13 protein-coding genes are annotated in these 18,153 nt (G+C 61.2%); 2 read left to right on the top strand and 11 right to left on the bottom strand.

Annotated features, from left to right (window positions below; genetic code table 11):
• Nucleotides 1–3 precede the first annotated feature (3 nt).
• The 9 genes from iolE to SPH27_RS13045 form a co-directional block, all read right to left on the bottom strand.
• Complete coding sequence (gene iolE / locus SPH27_RS13085; protein WP_182071362.1) at nt 4–894, bottom strand: myo-inosose-2 dehydratase; 891 nt, start codon at nt 892–894, stop codon at nt 4–6.
• An 11-nt stretch (nt 895–905) separates the two neighbouring features.
• The gene (locus SPH27_RS13080; RefSeq protein WP_182071363.1) at nt 906–2,810 is read right to left on the bottom strand and encodes a bifunctional 5-dehydro-2-deoxygluconokinase/5-dehydro-2-deoxyphosphogluconate aldolase; all 1,905 of its coding nucleotides are present in this window, start codon (nt 2,808–2,810) and stop codon (nt 906–908) included.
• A gap of 12 nt (nt 2,811–2,822) precedes the next feature.
• A complete protein-coding gene (locus tag SPH27_RS13075; protein WP_047060731.1) occupies nt 2,823–3,956 on the bottom strand; it encodes a Gfo/Idh/MocA family protein in 1,134 nt (377 codons plus the stop codon).
• 8 nt (nt 3,957–3,964) lie between these two features.
• On the bottom strand, nt 3,965–4,993 hold the full coding sequence (locus tag SPH27_RS13070) for an ABC transporter permease (protein ID WP_182071364.1): 1,029 nt from the start codon (nt 4,991–4,993) through the stop codon (nt 3,965–3,967).
• 11 nt (nt 4,994–5,004) lie between these two features.
• Complete coding sequence (locus SPH27_RS13065) at nt 5,005–6,552, bottom strand: sugar ABC transporter ATP-binding protein (protein WP_207167716.1); 1,548 nt, start codon at nt 6,550–6,552, stop codon at nt 5,005–5,007.
• 48 nt (nt 6,553–6,600) lie between these two features.
• Entirely contained in the window at nt 6,601–7,530 is a 930-nt protein-coding gene (locus SPH27_RS13060) for a substrate-binding domain-containing protein (protein WP_033146190.1), read from the bottom strand.
• A gap of 31 nt (nt 7,531–7,561) precedes the next feature.
• Nucleotides 7,562–8,548, bottom strand: a complete 987-nt coding sequence (iolG, locus tag SPH27_RS13055) for an inositol 2-dehydrogenase (protein ID WP_182071366.1) — start codon at nt 8,546–8,548, stop codon at nt 7,562–7,564.
• 302 nt (nt 8,549–8,850) lie between these two features.
• Nucleotides 8,851–10,776, bottom strand: coding sequence for a 3D-(3,5/4)-trihydroxycyclohexane-1,2-dione acylhydrolase (decyclizing) (iolD, locus tag SPH27_RS13050; RefSeq protein ID WP_182071367.1), 1,926 nt, complete (start codon nt 10,774–10,776; stop codon nt 8,851–8,853).
• An 11-nt stretch (nt 10,777–10,787) separates the two neighbouring features.
• Nucleotides 10,788–12,293 carry a CoA-acylating methylmalonate-semialdehyde dehydrogenase gene (locus SPH27_RS13045; RefSeq protein ID WP_182071368.1) on the bottom strand — a complete coding sequence of 502 codons (1,506 nt, stop codon included), beginning with the start codon at nt 12,291–12,293 and terminating at the stop codon, nt 10,788–10,790.
• A gap of 292 nt (nt 12,294–12,585) precedes the next feature.
• Here SPH27_RS13045 and SPH27_RS13040 point away from each other — a divergent pair, with 292 nt between their 5' ends.
• Nucleotides 12,586–13,416, top strand: a complete 831-nt coding sequence (locus tag SPH27_RS13040) for a MurR/RpiR family transcriptional regulator (protein WP_008502123.1) — start codon at nt 12,586–12,588, stop codon at nt 13,414–13,416.
• Between the two features lie 57 nt (nt 13,417–13,473).
• On the opposite strand, the gene guaA is transcribed toward SPH27_RS13040, so the two are convergent.
• Nucleotides 13,474–15,051, bottom strand: coding sequence for a glutamine-hydrolyzing GMP synthase (gene guaA / locus SPH27_RS13035; RefSeq protein WP_182071369.1), 1,578 nt, complete (start codon nt 15,049–15,051; stop codon nt 13,474–13,476).
• A gap of 67 nt (nt 15,052–15,118) precedes the next feature.
• A complete protein-coding gene (gene guaB, locus SPH27_RS13030; protein WP_023333022.1) occupies nt 15,119–16,585 on the bottom strand; it encodes an IMP dehydrogenase in 1,467 nt (488 codons plus the stop codon).
• Between the two features lie 158 nt (nt 16,586–16,743).
• Between guaB and xseA the strand changes: the two genes are divergently transcribed.
• The gene (gene xseA, locus SPH27_RS13025) at nt 16,744–18,117 is read left to right on the top strand and encodes an exodeoxyribonuclease VII large subunit (RefSeq protein ID WP_039263732.1); all 1,374 of its coding nucleotides are present in this window, start codon (nt 16,744–16,746) and stop codon (nt 18,115–18,117) included.
• Nucleotides 18,118–18,153: the final 36 nt, after the last annotated feature.

Below are 18,153 nucleotides of genomic sequence, written 5' to 3'. Positions count from 1 at the left end.
TCCTCAAATCAGTCCGGCGTCGCGCGCCAGGCGGCTCAGGTTGTTATACCCCAGACGGGCGTAGGTCAGCGGATGGGCAATCGCCGGATCCTGCTCGGCCTCGACCACCAGCCAGCCGTGATAATCCTGCGCCTTCAGCAGCCGCATAATCAGCGGGTAATCGACGCAGCCGTCGCCCGGCACGGTAAACACGCCGCTCAGCACCGCATCGAGGAAGCTGGTTTTGCGGTTTTTGACGTCCGCCAGCACGTCGGCGCGCACGTCTTTGCAGTGAACGTGATTGATGCGCGACGCCCAGCGCTGCGCCACCGCCAGCGGATCGGCCCCGGCAAAGGTCAGATGGCCGGTATCCAGCAGCAGTCCGACCGCCTCCCCGGTGTGAGTCATCAGGTTGTCCACGTCCTCGGCAGACTCAATCACCGTGCCCATATGGTGATGGTAGGCAATCTGCACGCCCTGCTGCTGCGTATAGCGGGCAAATTCGGTGAGCTTCTCGCCGTACTCCTTCCAGCGTTCCTGCGGGAAGCGCGGGCGCAGATGCACCGGGGTCTGCTGCTTGCCGTGAATGCAGCCGCTCACTTCCGCAAACACCAGCACCTTCGCCCCCAGCTCGCGCAGCAGCGTCAGGTGCGGCTGCACGGCGGCGATCTCCTCCTCCACGCTGCGCTCCAGCAGGCGGCCGGAGTACCAGCCTGAGACCAGCTGCAGGTCGTGACGCTGCAGGATGGGGCCAAGCAGGCGCGCTTCGCGCGGGAATTTATTGCCCAGTTCGAAGCCGGCAAAACCGGCCACTTTCCCTTCGCTCAGACAGGTTTCCAGCGAGGTTTCCGCGCCGAGAGAAGGCAGATCGTCGTTCGTCCACGTCAGCGGGTTAATGCCTAATTGCACACTCATTGTCGTCTCCATTATGCGTGTCCGCGCTCGCGCCACCAGGCGATAAGCTGCAGGTAGTTGTCCCGGATGCGCGCCACCAGCTGCGCATCGTCAATATCGTGCTTCAGCCACGCGCGGGAGGCATCGCCAAACAGCGTGCGCCCCACGGCGAAGCCTTTCACTACCGTCTGCCCCGCTGCGGCTTTGAAGTCGGCGCGCAGCTGTTCCGCCGGAGCGTCCAGGCCGAGGATCACCACCCCGCGGCAGTGCGGGTCCCGGCGTTCGATAATCTCGCTCAGCGCCGTCCAGCCGTCGGCGGAGAGCGGCGGCAGCTTCCACCAGTCCGGGTAAATGCCGAGGTTGTAGAAGCGGGAGATGGCGCGCAGGTAGAGCTCGTCGCTGCGCGGCATGGTCGCAGGCAGGATCACCTCAAGCAGCAGCTCGTGCCCGGACCGGCAGCAGGCGTGGTACACCTCGGCGATTTTCTGCTCCTGCTCCAGGCGCAGGCCGTGGGCATCTTCCGGGTGGAAAAAGACCAGGCACTTCACCACGTGCTCCTGCGGCCAGCTGATAAGCTGGGTGCCGATGTTGCCGTGCTCCATCTCCAGCGGCCGGGAGCCCGGCAGCTCGATGGGACGACCAATCCACCATCCTTCCCCGGTGATGGCGTTCAGCGCGTCCTGACCAAAGGTGCCGTCGCACAGAAGACCGGCTTTGCCCTCCAGCCCGGCGCGGCTCGCCGCCTCGCGGCTGGCCTGCAGGATCAGCTGCTTCAGCGCCGGAATGCGCTTAAGCGACGCGCCGCACTGCATCGCCATATCCTCAAGCTGGCTGCGGTGGTCGAAAGCCATCACGCACAGCTCCGGCCATTCGCGGCGGCGGGTGGTCACCCGATGGAGATGGTTAAGACGCGGGTCGAGATCCGGGCGCGGCACGTTCGCGGCGCGGGAAAGATAGTCATCCAGCTCGATTTTGCTCGGCATCGCCGGGGCGCAGCCGTGGCGCGAAACCACCAGCGCGCCGCAGGCGTTGGCGTACCGGCACGCCTGCTCCCAGCCTTCGTCGTTCAGGTAGCCGCGCAGCAGGCCGGACATAAACGCATCCCCCGCCCCGAGGACGTTCAGCACCTCCACGCGCACGCCGGTCACCGTCAGGCCTTCGTCCAGCCGGGGCGGAATGGCGTCGGTATAGACCGAGCAGCCGAGCGCGCCGCGCTTGCAGACCAGCGCTGCGTCACTGACGGCACGCACCTGTCCCAGCGCCTGTAGGGTATCCGTGCTGCCGCCCGCAATGTGAAACTCCTCTTCGGTGCCGACAATGACGTCGAAGAGGTGCAGCACCTCCTGCAGCTCGCGGGTGACCTTCTCGGCGGCGATAAAACGCGTTTCGCCGTCGCCTAAGGCGGTGAGCCCCCACAGCACCGGACGATAGTCGATGTCCAGCACCGTGCGCACGCCGTGACGGCGGGCATAGCCCAGCGCCGTCAGCACCGCCTCGCGGGTCTGCGGATGAGAAAGGTGAGTCCCGGTGATGGCAAGACAACGTGCGGAGGCAATGTAGCTTTCGTCCACATCGCTGGCGGTAATCGCCATATCCGCGCAGTTATCGCGATAAAAAATCAGTGGAAAGGTGTCCCGGTCTTTAATGCCGAGGAGCACCAGCGCCGTAAGGCGTTGTTTATCGGTAATCAGATGGCTGGTATCGCAGCCCACCTGGTTGAGCTCTTCCCGCAGGAAGCGGCCCATATGTTCATCGCCGACGCGCGCCAGCATCGACGAGCGTAAACCCTGACGCGCGGTGCCGTATGCCACGTTGCCCGACGACCCGCCGAGATATTTGGCGAAGCTCGACGCGTCCTCCAGACGGGCACCAATCTGCTGACTGTAGAGGTCTACCGCCACGCGGCCCATGCATATCACATCAAACTGCTTTTCCACGTTGATACCTCATCAGACAATGTCGTTCACGTTCAGCCAGCGGCCTTCCCGGTGCGAGAGCGCAATCGCGTCCAGCACGCGCGACACCTTCCAGCCCTCTTCGAAGTCCGGCCACATCGGCGCGTCGGCGGCAATCCCGTCCACCAGGTCGCGCACCTCCACCGTTTTTTGATCGTTAAAGCCAATCCCGTGTCCCGCGCCCATGCAGAACGCGGCGTAGTCCGGGTGCGCCGGGCCGACGAGCAGCGTGCGGAACCCCTGGCGGTTCACCGGATCGTCATGCAGATAGAGCTTCAGCTCCGCCATGCGCTCCTGGGTGAAGCTGATGGCGCCTTTCGTTCCGGTGATGACGTACGACAGCCCCATCTTGCGTCCGCAGGCAACGCGGGAGGTTTCAATCACGCCCTGCGCCCCGCCCGCGAAACGCACCATCGCGTGGGCCTGATCCTCGTTTTCAACGGCAATCATCTCAGACGATCCGGCCTTCGCCGGTCGCGCCGGGACCACGATCTTCAGATCGCCGCAGACCTGCTCGATATCCCCGACCAGGTACTGGGCCATGTTGACGATATGCGCCGCGAGGTCGCCCAGCGCCCCCAGCCCGGCGGTCTCTTTGAAGCAGTGCCAGTGAATGGGCGAGAGCGGGTCGGCCATATAGTCTTCGTTGTGGGTGCCGTAGAAGTGGATCACCTCGCCAATCTCGCCTCGCGCGATAATCTCCTTCGCCAGCTGCGCCGTCGGGTTCTTCATGTAGTTGAACCCCACCAGCGTTTTCACTCCTGCCCGCTGTGCAGCCTCAACCATTTCACGCGCGTCGTGGGCGTTCAGCGCCAGCGGCTTTTCCGAGTACACATGCTTGCCGTGGCGGATCGCCTCCAGCGCCATCTCCTTATGCAGATGGTTGGGGGAACAAATATCCACCACGTCAATGGCCGGGTCGGCCACCAGCGCCCGCCAGTCCCCGGTGGAGCGGTTGAAGCCAAACGCCTGCGCGCGCGCTGCCGCCAGCTCCGGCGTGACTTCCGCCACCATCTCGCGCACCAGCCTGCCGCGCAGGTTGAAGACCGTCGGGGCCTGGGCATAGGCGATAGCGTGCGCCTTGCCGATATACCCGGTGCCAATTAATCCAATACGAACCTCTTTCATCGTGATCCTCACAGTGCGCCGCGACGGCTTTTGGCATAGGTATCGAATGCCACCGCCAGAACGATAATTAATCCGGTGATAATCTGCTGGTAGTAGGCCGAGACGTTCATCAGCACCAGGCCGTTAATCAGAATGCCCATGATGATGGAGCCGATAATGGTGCCGCCGATGCGCCCGTAGCCGCCCATCAGCGAGGTGCCGCCGATCACCACCGAGGCGATGACGCGCAGCTCAAAGGAGATCCCGGCCACCGCCTCGGCGCTTCCCAGACGTGCGCTCAGGATGAAGCCCGCCAGCCCCGCGAGACAGCCGATCAGCACGTAGACGCTGACCAGCACGCGCTTCACGTTGACCCCCGCCAGCCGCGCCGCCTCCGGGTTGCCGCCGATGGCGTAGACAAAGCGGCCCCAGCGGGTTTTATGCAGCGCCAGATAGCCGCCGACGGCGACGATGGCGAAGATCCAGATAGGAATAGAGATGCCGAGCAGCTCCCCGCGTCCCCACCAGCGGTAGCCAAGGTCGAAACCGGCAATCGGCGCACCGTCGTTAATCACCAGCGTCAGGCCGCGCCAGATGGTCATCCCGCCGAGGGTGACGATGAACGGCGGCAGGCGCAGGCGGGTGACGCCCAGGCCGTGCAGGAAGCCAATCGCCGTGCCCATGGCCAGACAAATCCCCAGCCCAATCAGCCAGCTCATGCCGCCCCAGGCGTTCGGGTCGACGGTGGTGAAGTTGTCGCCCTTAATGACGTACGCCGCGGTCATGGCGCACACCGCCAGAATGGAGCCCACGGAGAGGTCGATCCCGGCGGTCAGAATGACGAAGGTCATCCCCACGGCCATGATCCCGTAGATGGACACTTCGGTCAGGATGTTGAAAATATTGCGTTCAGAGAAAAAGTTGCTGTTCTGCGACTGGAAGAAGATCAGCAGCAGGATCATGAAAATCAGCACCCCGAAGCGCTCGAAGAAGGCGATGGGATCGATGCGTCCGGCGCGTTTTACCGGGGCCTGCGTTTTAGAAATCATCTGCGTCATGAGAAACTCCGTTATGCCGCGTTCAGGGCGTTGTGGTTGATGGCCATCATCGTCATCAGCCGTTCTTCGTTAGCGTCGTCGCCGTGGATCTCGCCGGTTACCCGGCCTTCGCTGAGGGTGATGATCCGGTCGGACACCGCCATCACTTCAGGCAGATCGGAGGAGATCACGATCACCGCCACGCCCTTTTTCGCCATGTCAAACAGCACCTGGTGCACTTCCGATTTGGTCCCCACGTCGATGCCGCGCGTCGGCTCATCGACGATCAGCACCCGCGGGTTGAGCGCCATGCAGCGCGCGAGGATCACCTTTTGCTGGTTGCCGCCGGAGAGCTTGCGCACCTCCTGCGCGCTGTTGACCATTTTGATCTGCAGCGCCTTGCGGTAGGACTCAATCAGATCGTCCTCTTTGCGGGTGTTCACGAACCAGCGCCACTGCAGCAGCGAGGAGAGACAGGAGAGCGACAGGTTGTCGCGAATCGACAGCCCCAGCACCGCCCCCTCTTTTTTGCGGTCTTCCGGCACCAGCGCCACGCCCTGGTCGAGGGCATACAGCGGGTCGCGCGGCTGGTACGGCACGCCGTCCAGCTCAAAGCTCCCGGAGGTAAAGGCGTCTGCGCCAAACAGGCAGCGGGCCACTTCGGTACGTCCCGCGCCCACCAGCCCGGCAATGCCTAAGACTTCCCCGGCGTGGACGTGGAAGCTGATGTCGTGCAGGGCGATGCCGTGCGGATCCAGCGGCGGCTTTTCGCGGCTCAGCCCCTTCACCGCCAGGCGGACGGGTTTGTCTTCATGATGGGTTTCGCTGGCGGGGCGACGGTTAAAGGCTACGTCGCGCCCGACCATCAGGCGGATCAGCTGTTCGACGTTGGTCTCCGCCACCGCGCCGGTGCCGGTAAAGCGGCCGTCCTGGAAAACGGTGAAGCGATCGCAGAGCTGGAAAACTTCGTGCAGACGGTGGGTAACGTAAATAATGCTCACGCCGCGGTTTTTAAGCTCCCGAACCACGCGGTGCAGGCTTTCCACCTCGCTGTCGCTCAGCGCGGCGGAAGGTTCGTCCATAATGATTAACCGGGCGTTGAGGGTCAGCGCCCGGGCGATCTCCACCATCTGCTGCTGGGCGACGCTCAGGCGGGCGACAGGCGTGGTCGGCGCAACGTTCAGCTGGAGGTAATCGAGAATGACCTGCGCCTCCTGGTTAACCGCCCTTTCGTCGACGATCAGGTTACGCCTGCGCGGCTCGCGCCCGAGAAACATGTTTTCCGCGACGGTCATGTTGGGCAGCAGGTTGAATTCCTGATAGATGGTGATAATGCCCTTGTTCTGGCGTTCCACCGGGGAGTCGTCCACCGGCAGCGTTGCGCCGTTGAACCAGATATCCCCGCGCGTTTGCGGCTGCGCGCCCGCGAGCGCCTTCAGCAGCGTGGATTTTCCCGCCCCGTTTTCCCCCAGCAGGGCGTGAATTTCGCCGCTGCCAACGGTCAGCTGAGCGCTGCTCAGCGCCCAGACGCCGGAAAAGCTTTTTGCCAGGTCGGTCACTTTCAGTAAGGGTTGCGACATCAGTCTGCTCCTCCTCATGATGAGCCGCCAGAGGCGGCTCGGGACATATTAGTTACCGGCCTCACCGATACGCTCAGCCTGCTGCAGGTTCTCTTTGGTGATCAGCGTCGGCGGGTAGTCGGCCCCGGTGATGGCTTTCTTCTCGCGCACGTTGGCCACCAGTTGGCTCATCGCCGTCTGTACCGCAAAGCCCGGACGCTGATCCGCCGTTACCGCCAGCCAGCCGTCGCGCACGCGGGCCAGCGCTTCCGGCACCGCATCAAACCCGGTCACGAGGATTTCGCCCGGCTTCACGCCCTGGCTCTGCAGCGCTTCAATCGCGCCCAGCGCCATATCGTCGTTGGCGGAGAGGATCACCTGCGGACGTTTCGGCAGCGAAGGCAGAACGCTTTCAACGATGCGCATTCCTTCAGAACGCATCCAGTTGCCGGTCTGATCGGCGACGATCTTGTACTTATCCCCGCCCGCCTTCAGGCTGTCGCGGATCCCTTTGGTGCGCTCAATATTGGAAGAGGAGCCCGGCTGGCCGGTGAGGAGAATGATGTCAGCGCCGTCGGGGAATTTGGTTTTAACGAAGTCGCCAACCGCCTGGCCGCCCTTGTAGTTGTTGGCGCCGAAGTGCGGCACTTTCTTCTGGCTGTCGACGGAGCGGTCAAGGGTGACGATCGGCAGCTTCGCATCCTGAATCTCATCCACCGCGCTGGAGACCGCGTTCACGTCGTTCGGGGAGACGATAAATCCCTGCGCCCCACGGGTGATGGCGTTTTCCAGGTCAGCTACCTGCTTCGGCGAGCTACCCTGCCCGTCCAGCACCTGAAGCTTCACGCCCATCTCTTTTGCGGCTTTCACCGCCGTGCGCTGCATGTGAACTTCAAACGGCATGGCCAGGTTTGGCGTACTGAAAACGATTTGCTCGTTTTCGGCGAGGGCGGCCCCGGACGTCATGGCGATGAGGGCGGCTACGATCAGTTTTTTCATTATTATGTCTCTCTGTGTAGGGTTGTTGTGTTTAGAGGACGATCTCGCGCTGGCTGCGCAGTGATTCCAGCGCTTTATCCGCAAGGTACAGCGCACGTTCACCATCATCGCCGCTGCAGTCAGGCACCGCTTCGCCGCGCAGGACCGCAACAAAGTGTTCCCATTCCGCGGCGTAAGCGGATTTGTAGCGCTGCAGGAAGAAGTGTTCCGGCAGTGCGCTGGTGCAGCCCTGTTTGCCGTAGTGCTGCACCTGGTTTTCAAGAATGTTGCCCGCGCACAGCAGCCCTTCGGAGCCGTGCAGCTCCAGGCGCTGGTCGTAGCCGTAAGATGAACGGCGGCTGTTGACGATGGTCACCATCGCGCCGGAGGCATATTTCAGAACGATAAACGCGGTATCGATATCCCCCGCCTCGCCAATCGCCGGATCCACCAGGTTGCTGCCCTGGGCATACACCGACACCGGCTCTTCGCCCATGATGAAGCGGGCCATGTCAAAGTCATGAATGGTCATATCGCGGAACATGCCGCCGGAGACGCGCACATACTCCGCAGGCGGCGGAGACGGATCGCGGGAGATGATGAGCAGCGATTCTGGTTTGCCGATGCGCCCGGCCTGCGCGTCGGTTTTCACGCGGCGAAACTGCGGGTCAAAGCGGCGGTTAAAGCCGATGAACAGCGGCACGTCGTACTCTTTGACCACCTTCAGGCAGTCGCGCACGCGGGCGAGGTCAAGGTGTACCGGCTTTTCGCAGAAGATGGCCTTGCCGTGGCGGGCGGCCATTTCAATCAGATCCGCGTGAGTATCGGTGGCGGAGGCGATCAGCACGGCGTGAACGTTAGGGTCGGTCATCGCCTCGTTCAGGCTCTGCTGACGGGCCTGATACTGCGCGGCGAGACGGGTGGCAAATTCCTGATTCGGGTCAACCACGGACCAGAGCGTGGTCGCGCCGTGGCTGGCGATGTTAGCTGCATGTACCTGGCCGATTCGGCCAGCGCCCAGTAAAGCAATGTTAAACATAACGGCTCCCGGTGTTGGTGAATGCTGTGAACTAACGACTCTATAAATAAAACATTTATTTCATTTTTATAAATAGTGAAAATTATGTTTTTGAGTGCGGGTTAACACTTTTGAGATGAATGAGATAAATTTTGTTATCAATCTCACAACATTCCGGAAGGTATGCCCCTCACCCTAACCCTCTCCGCAAAGGGGAGAGGGGACGGTACGGTGCGGTCTTTTCTCCCTCTCCCCTTTGGGGAGAGGGCTGGGGTGAGGGGAAAAACAAAAATGAAATGAAAATTTCGTTACGGCAGGAAAACTCAATACTGGCGGGCTTTTTTCACCTGCGCCTGCGTTTGCTCAGCGGCTTCGCGCACGGCAGACGACGCCGCCACCTGCGCATCACCGGTTCGCCACCAGGAGGCGTAGTCGTGAGTCATGGTCTTCGGCAATACCTTGATGTCCAGCAGCGTCGGGCCCGGATGCGCCCGCGACGCCTCCAGCGCCGCCAGCAGGCTTTGCTCATCGTTCACCCGCCACGCGCGGCAGCCGTAGCTTTCCGCGTTTTGCGCAAAGTCGACCTTCACCAGCGGCCCGTCGAGACGCCCGGTTTCCGGGTTGCGGTGGCGGTTTTCGGTGCCAAAGCTGCCCATGCCGTGCCCCATCTGCAGGTTATTAATGCAGCCGAAGCTGGCGTTATCAAACAGCAGAACGGTGACCTTAATGCCCTCCTGAACGGCGGTTTGCAGCTCGGAGTGCAGCATCATGTAGGAGCCATCCCCCACCATGGCGTACACCGGCTGCTCGGGTCTGGCGAGCTTCGCGCCGATGGCCGCCGCAATCTCGTAGCCCATGCAGGAGTAGCCGTACTCCAGGTGATAGCTGTCCGGCATTTTGACCTGCCAGAGGCGCTGTAAATCCCCCGGCAGCGAACCGGCCGCGCCCACCACGATGGCGTTATCTTCAACATGCTGGTTGATCAGCCCCAGCACCCGCGTCTGGGTCAGCCGGGTGTTGAGCGCCTCGCCGTATTCCGCCAGCTGCGCATCCAGGTGCCCCGCCACTTCGGGCGCGTCGTCAGGACGCCACTGGCGGTCCCACAGGCGGCGGCACTCGTCGCGCCACGCGGACTTCGCCTGAGCGATCGCCTCTCCCCAGCCGCTGCGGTAATCCCCGAGCGCGTGGGTCAAGGCCTGGAGCCCGGTTTGGGCATCGGCAATCAGCGCGGTGGCGTCCAGCTTCAGGGCGTCAAACTCGGCCACGTTCAGCAGCAGAAACTCAACGTCCGGGTGGGAAAAGAGCGCCTTCGAGCCGGTGGTAAAATCAGTGAGGCGCGTGCCGATACCAATCACTAAATCGGCCTGCGGCGCGAGCTGGTTGGCGGCCATTCCCCCCGTCACTCCTACGCCGCCCAGGTTAAGTGGGTGGTCACTTACCAGCGCCCCCTTTCCGGCCTGGGTTTCAGCAAACGGCAGCCGCAGCGTCTCGACAAATTCGCGAAACGCCTCATGCGCGCCGGAATAGCGCACGCCGCCGCCGCACACCACCAGCGGACGACGCTTTCGGGCGATCAGCGCCCGCGCCTGCGCCAGACGCTGCGGATCGGGCGGACGGCGTTCGATGTGGTGCACGCGACGCGCGAAGAAGCTCAGCGGGTAGTCCCAGGCCTCTCCCTGCACGTCCTGCGGCAGGCAGATGGTCACCGCGCCGGTATTGGCGGGGTCAGTGAGCGTTCGCATCGCGCTTAGCATCGCGCTCATCAGTTGCTCGGGGCGGTTGATGCGGTCCCAGTAGCGGGAGACCGGACGGAAGCAGTCGTTGGTGCTGATGCTGAGATCGTGATACTGCTCGATCTGCTGCAGCACCGGGTCCGGCTGGCGGCTGGCGTAGATATCGCCCGGCAACAGCAGCAGCGGGATGCGGTTCGCCGTAGCGGTGGCCGCCGCCGTGACCATATTGGCGGCGCCCGGCCCGACGGAGGAGGTGACGGCAAAAATGCGCTGACGGCGGTGCTGTTTGGCGAATCCCGTCGCCATATGGGCGATACCCTGCTCGTTGCAGCCCTGCATCACCTGCAGATGGCCCGGGTCCTGCTCCAGCGCCTGGCCGATACCGAGCACGTTGCCGTGCCCAAAGATGGTCGCCACGCCCTCCACGAAGGGCGTTTCGTCACCGTCCACGCTGACGTACTGTTGATTAAGGAACCGGACCAGCGCCTGGGCCATGGTCATACGTTCGGTTTGCATAAAACCTCCTGTCAGCCCAGCGTTGGCATAGAGAACGCAGCGCCTGTCTCCTGCTGCATTTCCGGCCAGCGCGCGGTGATAGTTTTCATTCGGGTGTAGAAGCGCACGCCGTCGCTGCCGTGAACGTTGAGCGCACCAAAGATGGAACGCTTCCAGCCGCCGAAGCTGTGGAACGCCATCGGCACCGGGATCGGCACGTTGACCCCCACCATGCCCGCCTGCACCTCTTCGCAGAAGCGGCGCGCGCAACCGCCGTCGCGGGTGAAGATCGCCGAACCATTACCATATTCATGGCGGTTAATCAGATCCACCGCGCTGGCGTAATCTGCTACGCGCACCACAGAAAGCACCGGGCCAAAAATCTCTTCTTTATAGATGGTCATCTCCGGGGTGACGTTATCGAACAGCGTCGGCCCGACGAAGTAGCCCTGCTCGTGGCCCTTCACGCTGAAGCTGCGACCGTCCACGCGAAGTTTCGCTCCCTGCGCTTCCCCGCTATCGATGTAGCCCAGCACCTTGCTGCGGTGCACGGAGGAGATGAGCGGCCCCATTTCGTTTTCTGGCGACTGGTCCAGGCCGGGCCCGACGCGCAGCGCTGCAATCTGTTTCTCCAGCCGGGCGCAGAGGTCATCGGCGGTTTTATCCCCCACCGCCAGCACCACCGAGAGCGCCATGCAGCGTTCGCCCGCCGCGCCGTAGGCCGCGCCCATGATGGCGTTGGTCGCCATCTCCATGTCGGCGTCCGGCATCAGGATGCAGTGATTTTTCGCGCCGCCCAGCGCCTGGCAGCGCTTTCCGTGGGCGGACGCGGTCTGGTAAATGTATTCCGCAATCGGCGTGGAGCCGACAAAGCTCACCGCCTGCACGCGCGGGTCGGTCAGGAGCACGTCAACGGACTCCTTATCGCCCTGCACCACGTTGAACACGCCGTCCGGCAGGCCGGCCTCTTTAAGCAGCTGCGCCAGCGCCAGCGCCAGGGAAGGATCTTTTTCCGACGGCTTCAGCACGAAGGTGTTGCCAGTCGCCAGCGCAATCGGGAACATCCACATCGGCACCATCGCCGGGAAGTTAAACGGGGTGATCCCGGCGCAGACGCCGAGCGGCTGCATCAGCGAGTGGCTGTCGACGCCGGTACCGACGTTCGCAGAATGTTCACCCTTTTGCAGATGTGGGATGCCACAGGCAAACTCCACCACTTCCAGGCCGCGGGTCAGTTCGCCCACCGCATCGGAGAAGACCTTGCCGTGCTCTTCGCTGATGATGCGGGCCAGTCGCTCCATATTCTCTTCCAGCAGCGCCTTGAAGCGGAACATCACGCGCGCGCGCTTCAGCGGAGCATGACGCGCCCACGCCGGAAACGCCTGCTGCGCGGCGGCAATCGCCTGCTCCGTTTCCTGCGCCGTACTCATCACCACCTGGCGGATCTGCTCGCCGGTGGCCGGGTTGAAGATCGCCTGAACGCGCTGGCCTGAACCGGTGACACATTCGCCGTGAATAAAATTCGCTACCGTCTCCATCCTTAACCTCTCGCTGTTGATACGTGACTGTTACCTGAACACTGTGTACTGAACACTATATATGAAACAAATATTCCATTTTAAGTTGAAATAAAATAAATGATGATTATTGTGATCAAGGATGGATTTTTATGTTAACAGCCAACAACACTGACGCAGCGTGCGCTATTAAGGGATTTCGGGCGAGGAAATGACTGAAGTTTCTGTTTCATTTTTGCTGCCAGATGGATGGCCGACATTTAAAAGACGCGGTTTTGCGTTTAGAATCATAAGACTGTATTTGGGGGATAAGATGACGACAGCAACCAGCCTGAACGAACTGCAGCAGCAAATCCGCGATCGCTACGATAGCCTAAGCAAGAGGCTGCAGCAGGTCTCCCGCTACGTGCTGGATAACACCAACAGCGTGGCCTTTGATACGGTTGCCGTCATTGCCGAGCGCGCCGACGTGCCGCCCTCGACGCTGATCCGCTTTGCCAACGCCTTTGACTTCACCGGCTTCAACGAAATGAAACAGCTGTTTCGCATGAACCTGGTGGAGGAGACCGCCAGCTACAGCGACCGCGCCCGGCTGTTCCGCGAGATGGAGAGCGAGGCCGTGCCGGAAACGCCGCTCGATATCCTGCAGGAGTTTGCCCGTTCGAACGCGCAGGCGCTCCAGCAGTTGGCCGCCCGCGCCGAACCGGAAATGCTGGAGCGCGCGGTACAGCTGCTGGCCGACGCCGACACCATCTACATCGCCGGACTGCGCCGCTCCTTTAGCGTCGCGGCCTACCTCACCTACGCCCTGAGCCATCTGGAGTGCCGCCCTATCCTGCTCGACGGCATGGGCGGGATGCTGCGCGAGCAGATTAGCCGCATTAAGGCGCGCGACATCGTGGTGTCGATCAGCTTCTCGCCGTACGCGGAAGAGACGGTGATGGTCAGCGAAACCGCCGCCAGCGTCGGCGCGCGGCAGATCGTGATTACGGACAGCCAGATAAGCCCGCTGGCGACGTTCAGCGATCTCTGCTTTGTGGTGAAAGAGGCTCAGGTGGATGCGTTTCGCTCCCAGTCGGCGACGCTGTGCCTGGTGCAGTCGCTGGTGGTGGCGCTGGCGTATCGGTTGGGAGAGGGGAAGTAAGGCAATAAAAAAACCCCCTGCACAGGCAGAGGGTTTAGTTGTTAATTCAGCGGGAAATTATTCCCACTCAATCGTAGCCGGTGGCTTACCGCTGATGTCATACACCACGCGGGAAATACCGTTCACTTCGTTGATGATGCGGTTAGACACGCGGCCTAAGAAGTCATACGGCAGGTGCGCCCAGTGCGCGGTCATGAAGTCGATGGTTTCCACCGCACGCAGGGAAACAACCCAGTCGTACTTACGACCATCGCCCATCACACCGACGGAGCGAACCGGCAGGAACACGGTGAACGCCTGGCTTACCTTGTTGTACAGGTCAGCTTTGTGCAGCTCTTCGATGAAGATCGCGTCCGCGCGACGCAGCAGGTCGCAGTACTCTTTCTTCACTTCGCCCAGCACGCGCACGCCCAGACCCGGACCCGGGAACGGGTGACGGTAGAGCATGTCGTACGGCAGACCCAGTTCCAGACCGATCTTACGCACTTCGTCTTTGAACAGCTCGCGCAGCGGTTCAACCAGACCCATCTTCATCTCTTTCGGCAGGCCGCCCACGTTGTGGTGAGATTTGATGACGTGTGCTTTACCGGTTGCGGAAGCCGCAGACTCGATCACGTCAGGGTAGATGGTGCCCTGTGCCAGCCACTTCACGTCTTCCAGCTTGAGCGCTTCTTCGTCGAACACTTCCACGAACACGCGGCCGATGATTTTACGTTTGACTTCCGGATCGTTCTCGCCTTTCAGCGCGTCCAGGAAGCGCTGCTCGCCTTCCACGTGAACGATGTTCAGACCGAAGTGGTCGCCGAACATGTCCATGACCTGCTGGGCTTCGTTCAGACGCAGCAGACCGTTGTCCACGAAGACGCAGGTCAGGTTTTTGCCGATGGCGCGGTGCAGCAGCATCGCGGTCACGGAGGAGTCCACGCCGCCGGAGAGGCCGAGGATCACTTTGTCATCGCCAACCTGCTGGCGGATACGCTCAACGGCGTCGTCGATGATTTTTGCCGGGGTCCACAGGGCTTCACACTGGCAGATGTCACGCACGAAGCGCTCCAGCATGCGCATACCCTGACGGGTGTGGGTCACTTCCGGGTGGAACTGCACGCCGTAGAAGCGTTTTTCTTCGTTCGCCATGATGGCGAACGGGCAGCTTTCGGTGCTGGCAACGGTCACGAAGTCAGACGGGATGGCGGTGACTTTGTCGCCGTGGCTCATCCACACGTCCAGCAGCGGTTTGCCGTCTGCGGTCAGGGAGTCTTCGATACCGCGCACCAGCGCGCTGTCGGTGACGACTTCTACCTGTGCGTAGCCAAACTCGCGCTCGTTAGAGCCTTCTACGTGGCCACCCAGCTGCATTGCCATGGTCTGCATACCGTAGCAAACGCCGAATACCGGCACGCCAGCTTCGAACACGTACTGCGGCGCGCGCGGGCTGTTCTCTTCGGTGGTACTTTCCGGGCCGCCGGACAGGATGATGCCGCTTGGATTGAATTCGCGAATCTGTGCTTCCGTGACATCCCACGCCCACAGCTCACAGTAAACGCCCAGTTCACGTACGCGACGCGCCACCAGCTGAGTGTACTGAGAACCGAAGTCCAGGATGAGAATGCGATGTTTATGAATGTTTTCCGTCATTGACGCTAATTCCGAGGCAAGTGAAACAAAAACAGAGCGCCCGGCAGAAGCCGGGCGCGGAAACTTATCAGGAGCCCAGACGGTAGTTCGGGGACTCTTTGGTGATCGTCACGTCGTGAACGTGGCTCTCCTGGATACCCGCACCGCTGATGCGTACGAATTCCGCTTTAGTACGCAGCAGGTCAATGGTACCACAGCCGGTCAGCCCCATACAGGAGCGCAGGCCGCCCATCTGCTGGTGAATGATCTCCTTCAGACGGCCTTTATACGCTACGCGACCTTCGATACCTTCCGGCACCAGTTTGTCAGCGGCGTTATCGGTCTGGAAGTAACGGTCAGAGGAGCCTTTGGACATCGCGCCCAGGGAGCCCATACCGCGGTAAGATTTGTAAGAACGGCCCTGGTAGAGTTCGATTTCACCCGGGGATTCTTCGGTACCGGCCAGCATGGAGCCTACCATTACGGCAGCTGCGCCCGCGGCGATCGCTTTGGCGATGTCGCCTGAGAAGCGGATACCGCCGTCAGCGATAACCGGAATACCGGTGCCTTCCAGCGCTTCAACCGCGTCAGACACGGCGGTGATCTGCGGAACGCCCACGCCGGTGACGATACGGGTAGTACAGATGGAGCCAGGGCCGATACCCACTTTCACCGCGCTGCAGCCAGCGTCAGCCAGCGCGCGAGCGCCTGCGCCAGTGGCCACGTTACCGCCGATGATCTGCAGATCAGGGTATTTGGCACGGGTGTCGCGAATACGTTGCAGAACGCCTTCGGAGTGGCCGTGAGAGGAGTCAATCAGCAGGACGTCAACGCCCGCAGCAACCAGAGCGTCAACGCGCTCTTCGTTACCGGCGCCAGCGCCAACCGCAGCGCCAACGCGCAGACGGCCATGCTCGTCTTTACAGGCGTTAGGCTTACGTTCTGCTTTCTGGAAATCTTTAACGGTGATCATGCCGCGCAGGTGGAAGCTGCTGTCAACAACCAGCGCTTTTTCAACGCGTTTTTCGTGCATTTTTGCCAGCACCACGTCGCGGGTTTCACCTTCGCGAACGGTGACCAGACGCTCTTTTGGCGTCATGTACACGCTGACAGGCTGGTTCAGGTCAGTCACGAAACGCACGTCACGACCGGTGATGATGCCAACCAGTTCGTTCTCTTCGGTCACCACCGGGTAACCGGCAAAGCCGTTACGTTCGGTCAGGGCTTTCACTTCGTGCAGCGTGGTGGTTGGCAGAACGGTCTGTGGGTCAGACACGATGCCGGATTCATGTTTCTTCACGCGGCGAACTTCTTCCGCCTGACGTTCGATAGACATGTTTTTGTGAATAAAGCCAATGCCACCTTCCTGTGCCAGGGCGATAGCCAGGCGCGCTTCAGTCACGGTGTCCATTGCCGCAGAGAGCATAGGAATGTTCAGGCGAATGGTTTTCGTCAACTGCGTGCTGAGATCGGCAGTATTCGGCAGAACAGTGGAGTGAGCGGGAACGAGGAGGACGTCGTCAAACGTCAGTGCTTCTTTAGCGATACGTAGCATGGGCAATATCTCTGACCTGGGTGGTTAAATATTGCCGTGGCATTATACAGAGCGTAACCGATTGCATCTACACTTTTTTATAAAAAAGCTTGCGATTGCCTCTCAGCAGGTTACTATCGACTGAATAACTTGCTGATTTAGAATTTGATCCCGCTCACATGTTATCCTCTCAATCCCCCTCAATTTATACCGTCAGCCGCCTGAATCAGACGGTGCGTTTGCTGCTTGAGCAGGAAATGGGGCAGGTCTGGATCAGCGGTGAGATCTCTAACTTCACGCAGCCGTCCTCCGGTCACTGGTACTTTACCTTAAAAGACGACACCGCCCAGGTGCGCTGCGCGATGTTCCGCAACAGCAACCGTCGCGTGACGTTTCGTCCTCAGCACGGCCAGCAGGTTCTGGTTCGCGCCAATATCACTCTGTATGAACCGCGCGGCGATTATCAGATCATCGTCGAGAGCATGCAGCCTGCGGGCGAAGGCCTGCTACAGCAGAAGTATGAACAGCTAAAAGCCAGGCTCTCTGCCGAAGGGCTGTTCGACCAGCAGTACAAAAAACCGCTGCCCTCCCCCGCCCACTGCGTTGGGGTCATCACCTCGAAAACCGGTGCGGCACTGCACGATATTTTGCACGTGCTGAAGCGTCGCGATCCTTCCCTGCCCGTCATCATCTACCCGACCGCCGTTCAGGGTGACGATGCTCCGGGCCAGATAGTTCGCGCCATTGAGCTGGCGAACGCCCGTCAGGAGTGCGACGTATTAATCGTCGGGCGCGGCGGCGGCTCGCTGGAAGACTTGTGGAGCTTTAACGACGAGCGCGTGGCGCGGGCAATCTTTGCAAGCCTGATCCCCGTGGTAAGCGCCGTCGGCCACGAAACGGACGTAACGATAGCCGATTTTGTCGCGGATCTGCGCGCGCCTACGCCGTCCGCGGCGGCGGAAGTGGTCAGCCGGAACCAGCTGGAGCTGCTGCGTCAGATTCAGAACGGCCAGCAGCGTCTTGAGATGGCGATGGACTACTTCCTTGCCAACCGTACCCGCCGCTTTACCCAGCTTCATCATCGTCTTCAGCAGCAGCACCCGCAGCTGCGTCTGGCGCGTCAGCAGACCGTGCTGGAGCGCCTGCGTCAGCGCATGAGCTTTGCGGTGGACGCGCAGCTCAAGCGCGCGGTATCGCGCCAGCAGCGCGTAACCCAGCGCCTGAATCAGCAGAACCCGCAGCCGAAAATTTATCGCGCGCAAACGCGGATCCAGCAGCTGGAGTATCGTCTGGCGGAAACTGTCCGGGCGCGTCTGAGCACCACCCGCGAGCGTTTTGGCAATGCGGTGACCCATCTTGAAGCGGTCAGCCCCCTCTCCACGCTGGCGCGCGGCTATAGCGTGACGACGGCGACGGACGGCAAAGTGCTGAAGCAGACCAAACAGGTGAATACCGGCGATGTGCTGACGACGCGTCTTTCAGACGGCTGGGTAGAAAGCGAAGTGAAATCAATTAAACCGGTGAAAAAGACGCGTCAGCGTAAAACCGGATAATTCCTCGCCGGTTACTTACTATACTGCTGCTATTCC

Source organism: Enterobacter sp. A103, from assembly GCF_034427535.1.
Taxonomy (GTDB): Bacteria; Pseudomonadota; Gammaproteobacteria; order Enterobacterales; family Enterobacteriaceae; genus Enterobacter; species Enterobacter asburiae_B.
The sequence above is the reverse complement of the archived record's forward strand: the minus strand, read 5'-3'. Positions and strand labels throughout refer to the sequence as shown.

Excerpts from the sequence above, each read along its gene's own strand:
- iolE (WP_182071362.1), bottom strand. The coding sequence starts at position 894 with ATGAGTGTGCAATTAGGCATTAACCCGCTGACGTGGACGAACGACGAT.
- SPH27_RS13075 (WP_047060731.1), bottom strand. The coding sequence starts at position 3,956 with ATGAAAGAGGTTCGTATTGGATTAATTGGCACCGGGTATATCGGCAAG.
- SPH27_RS13070 (WP_182071364.1), bottom strand. The coding sequence starts at position 4,993 with ATGACGCAGATGATTTCTAAAACGCAGGCCCCGGTAAAACGCGCCGGA.
- SPH27_RS13065 (WP_207167716.1), bottom strand. The coding sequence starts at position 6,552 with ATGTCGCAACCCTTACTGAAAGTGACCGACCTGGCAAAAAGCTTTTCC.
- SPH27_RS13060 (WP_033146190.1), bottom strand. The coding sequence starts at position 7,530 with ATGAAAAAACTGATCGTAGCCGCCCTCATCGCCATGACGTCCGGGGCC.
- iolG (WP_182071366.1), bottom strand. The coding sequence starts at position 8,548 with ATGTTTAACATTGCTTTACTGGGCGCTGGCCGAATCGGCCAGGTACAT.
- iolD (WP_182071367.1), bottom strand. The coding sequence starts at position 10,776 with ATGCAAACCGAACGTATGACCATGGCCCAGGCGCTGGTCCGGTTCCTT.
- SPH27_RS13045 (WP_182071368.1), bottom strand. The coding sequence starts at position 12,293 with ATGGAGACGGTAGCGAATTTTATTCACGGCGAATGTGTCACCGGTTCA.
- SPH27_RS13040 (WP_008502123.1), top strand. The coding sequence starts at position 12,586 with ATGACGACAGCAACCAGCCTGAACGAACTGCAGCAGCAAATCCGCGAT.
- guaA (WP_182071369.1), bottom strand. The coding sequence starts at position 15,051 with ATGACGGAAAACATTCATAAACATCGCATTCTCATCCTGGACTTCGGT.
- guaB (WP_023333022.1), bottom strand. The coding sequence starts at position 16,585 with ATGCTACGTATCGCTAAAGAAGCACTGACGTTTGACGACGTCCTCCTC.
- xseA (WP_039263732.1), top strand. The coding sequence starts at position 16,744 with ATGTTATCCTCTCAATCCCCCTCAATTTATACCGTCAGCCGCCTGAAT.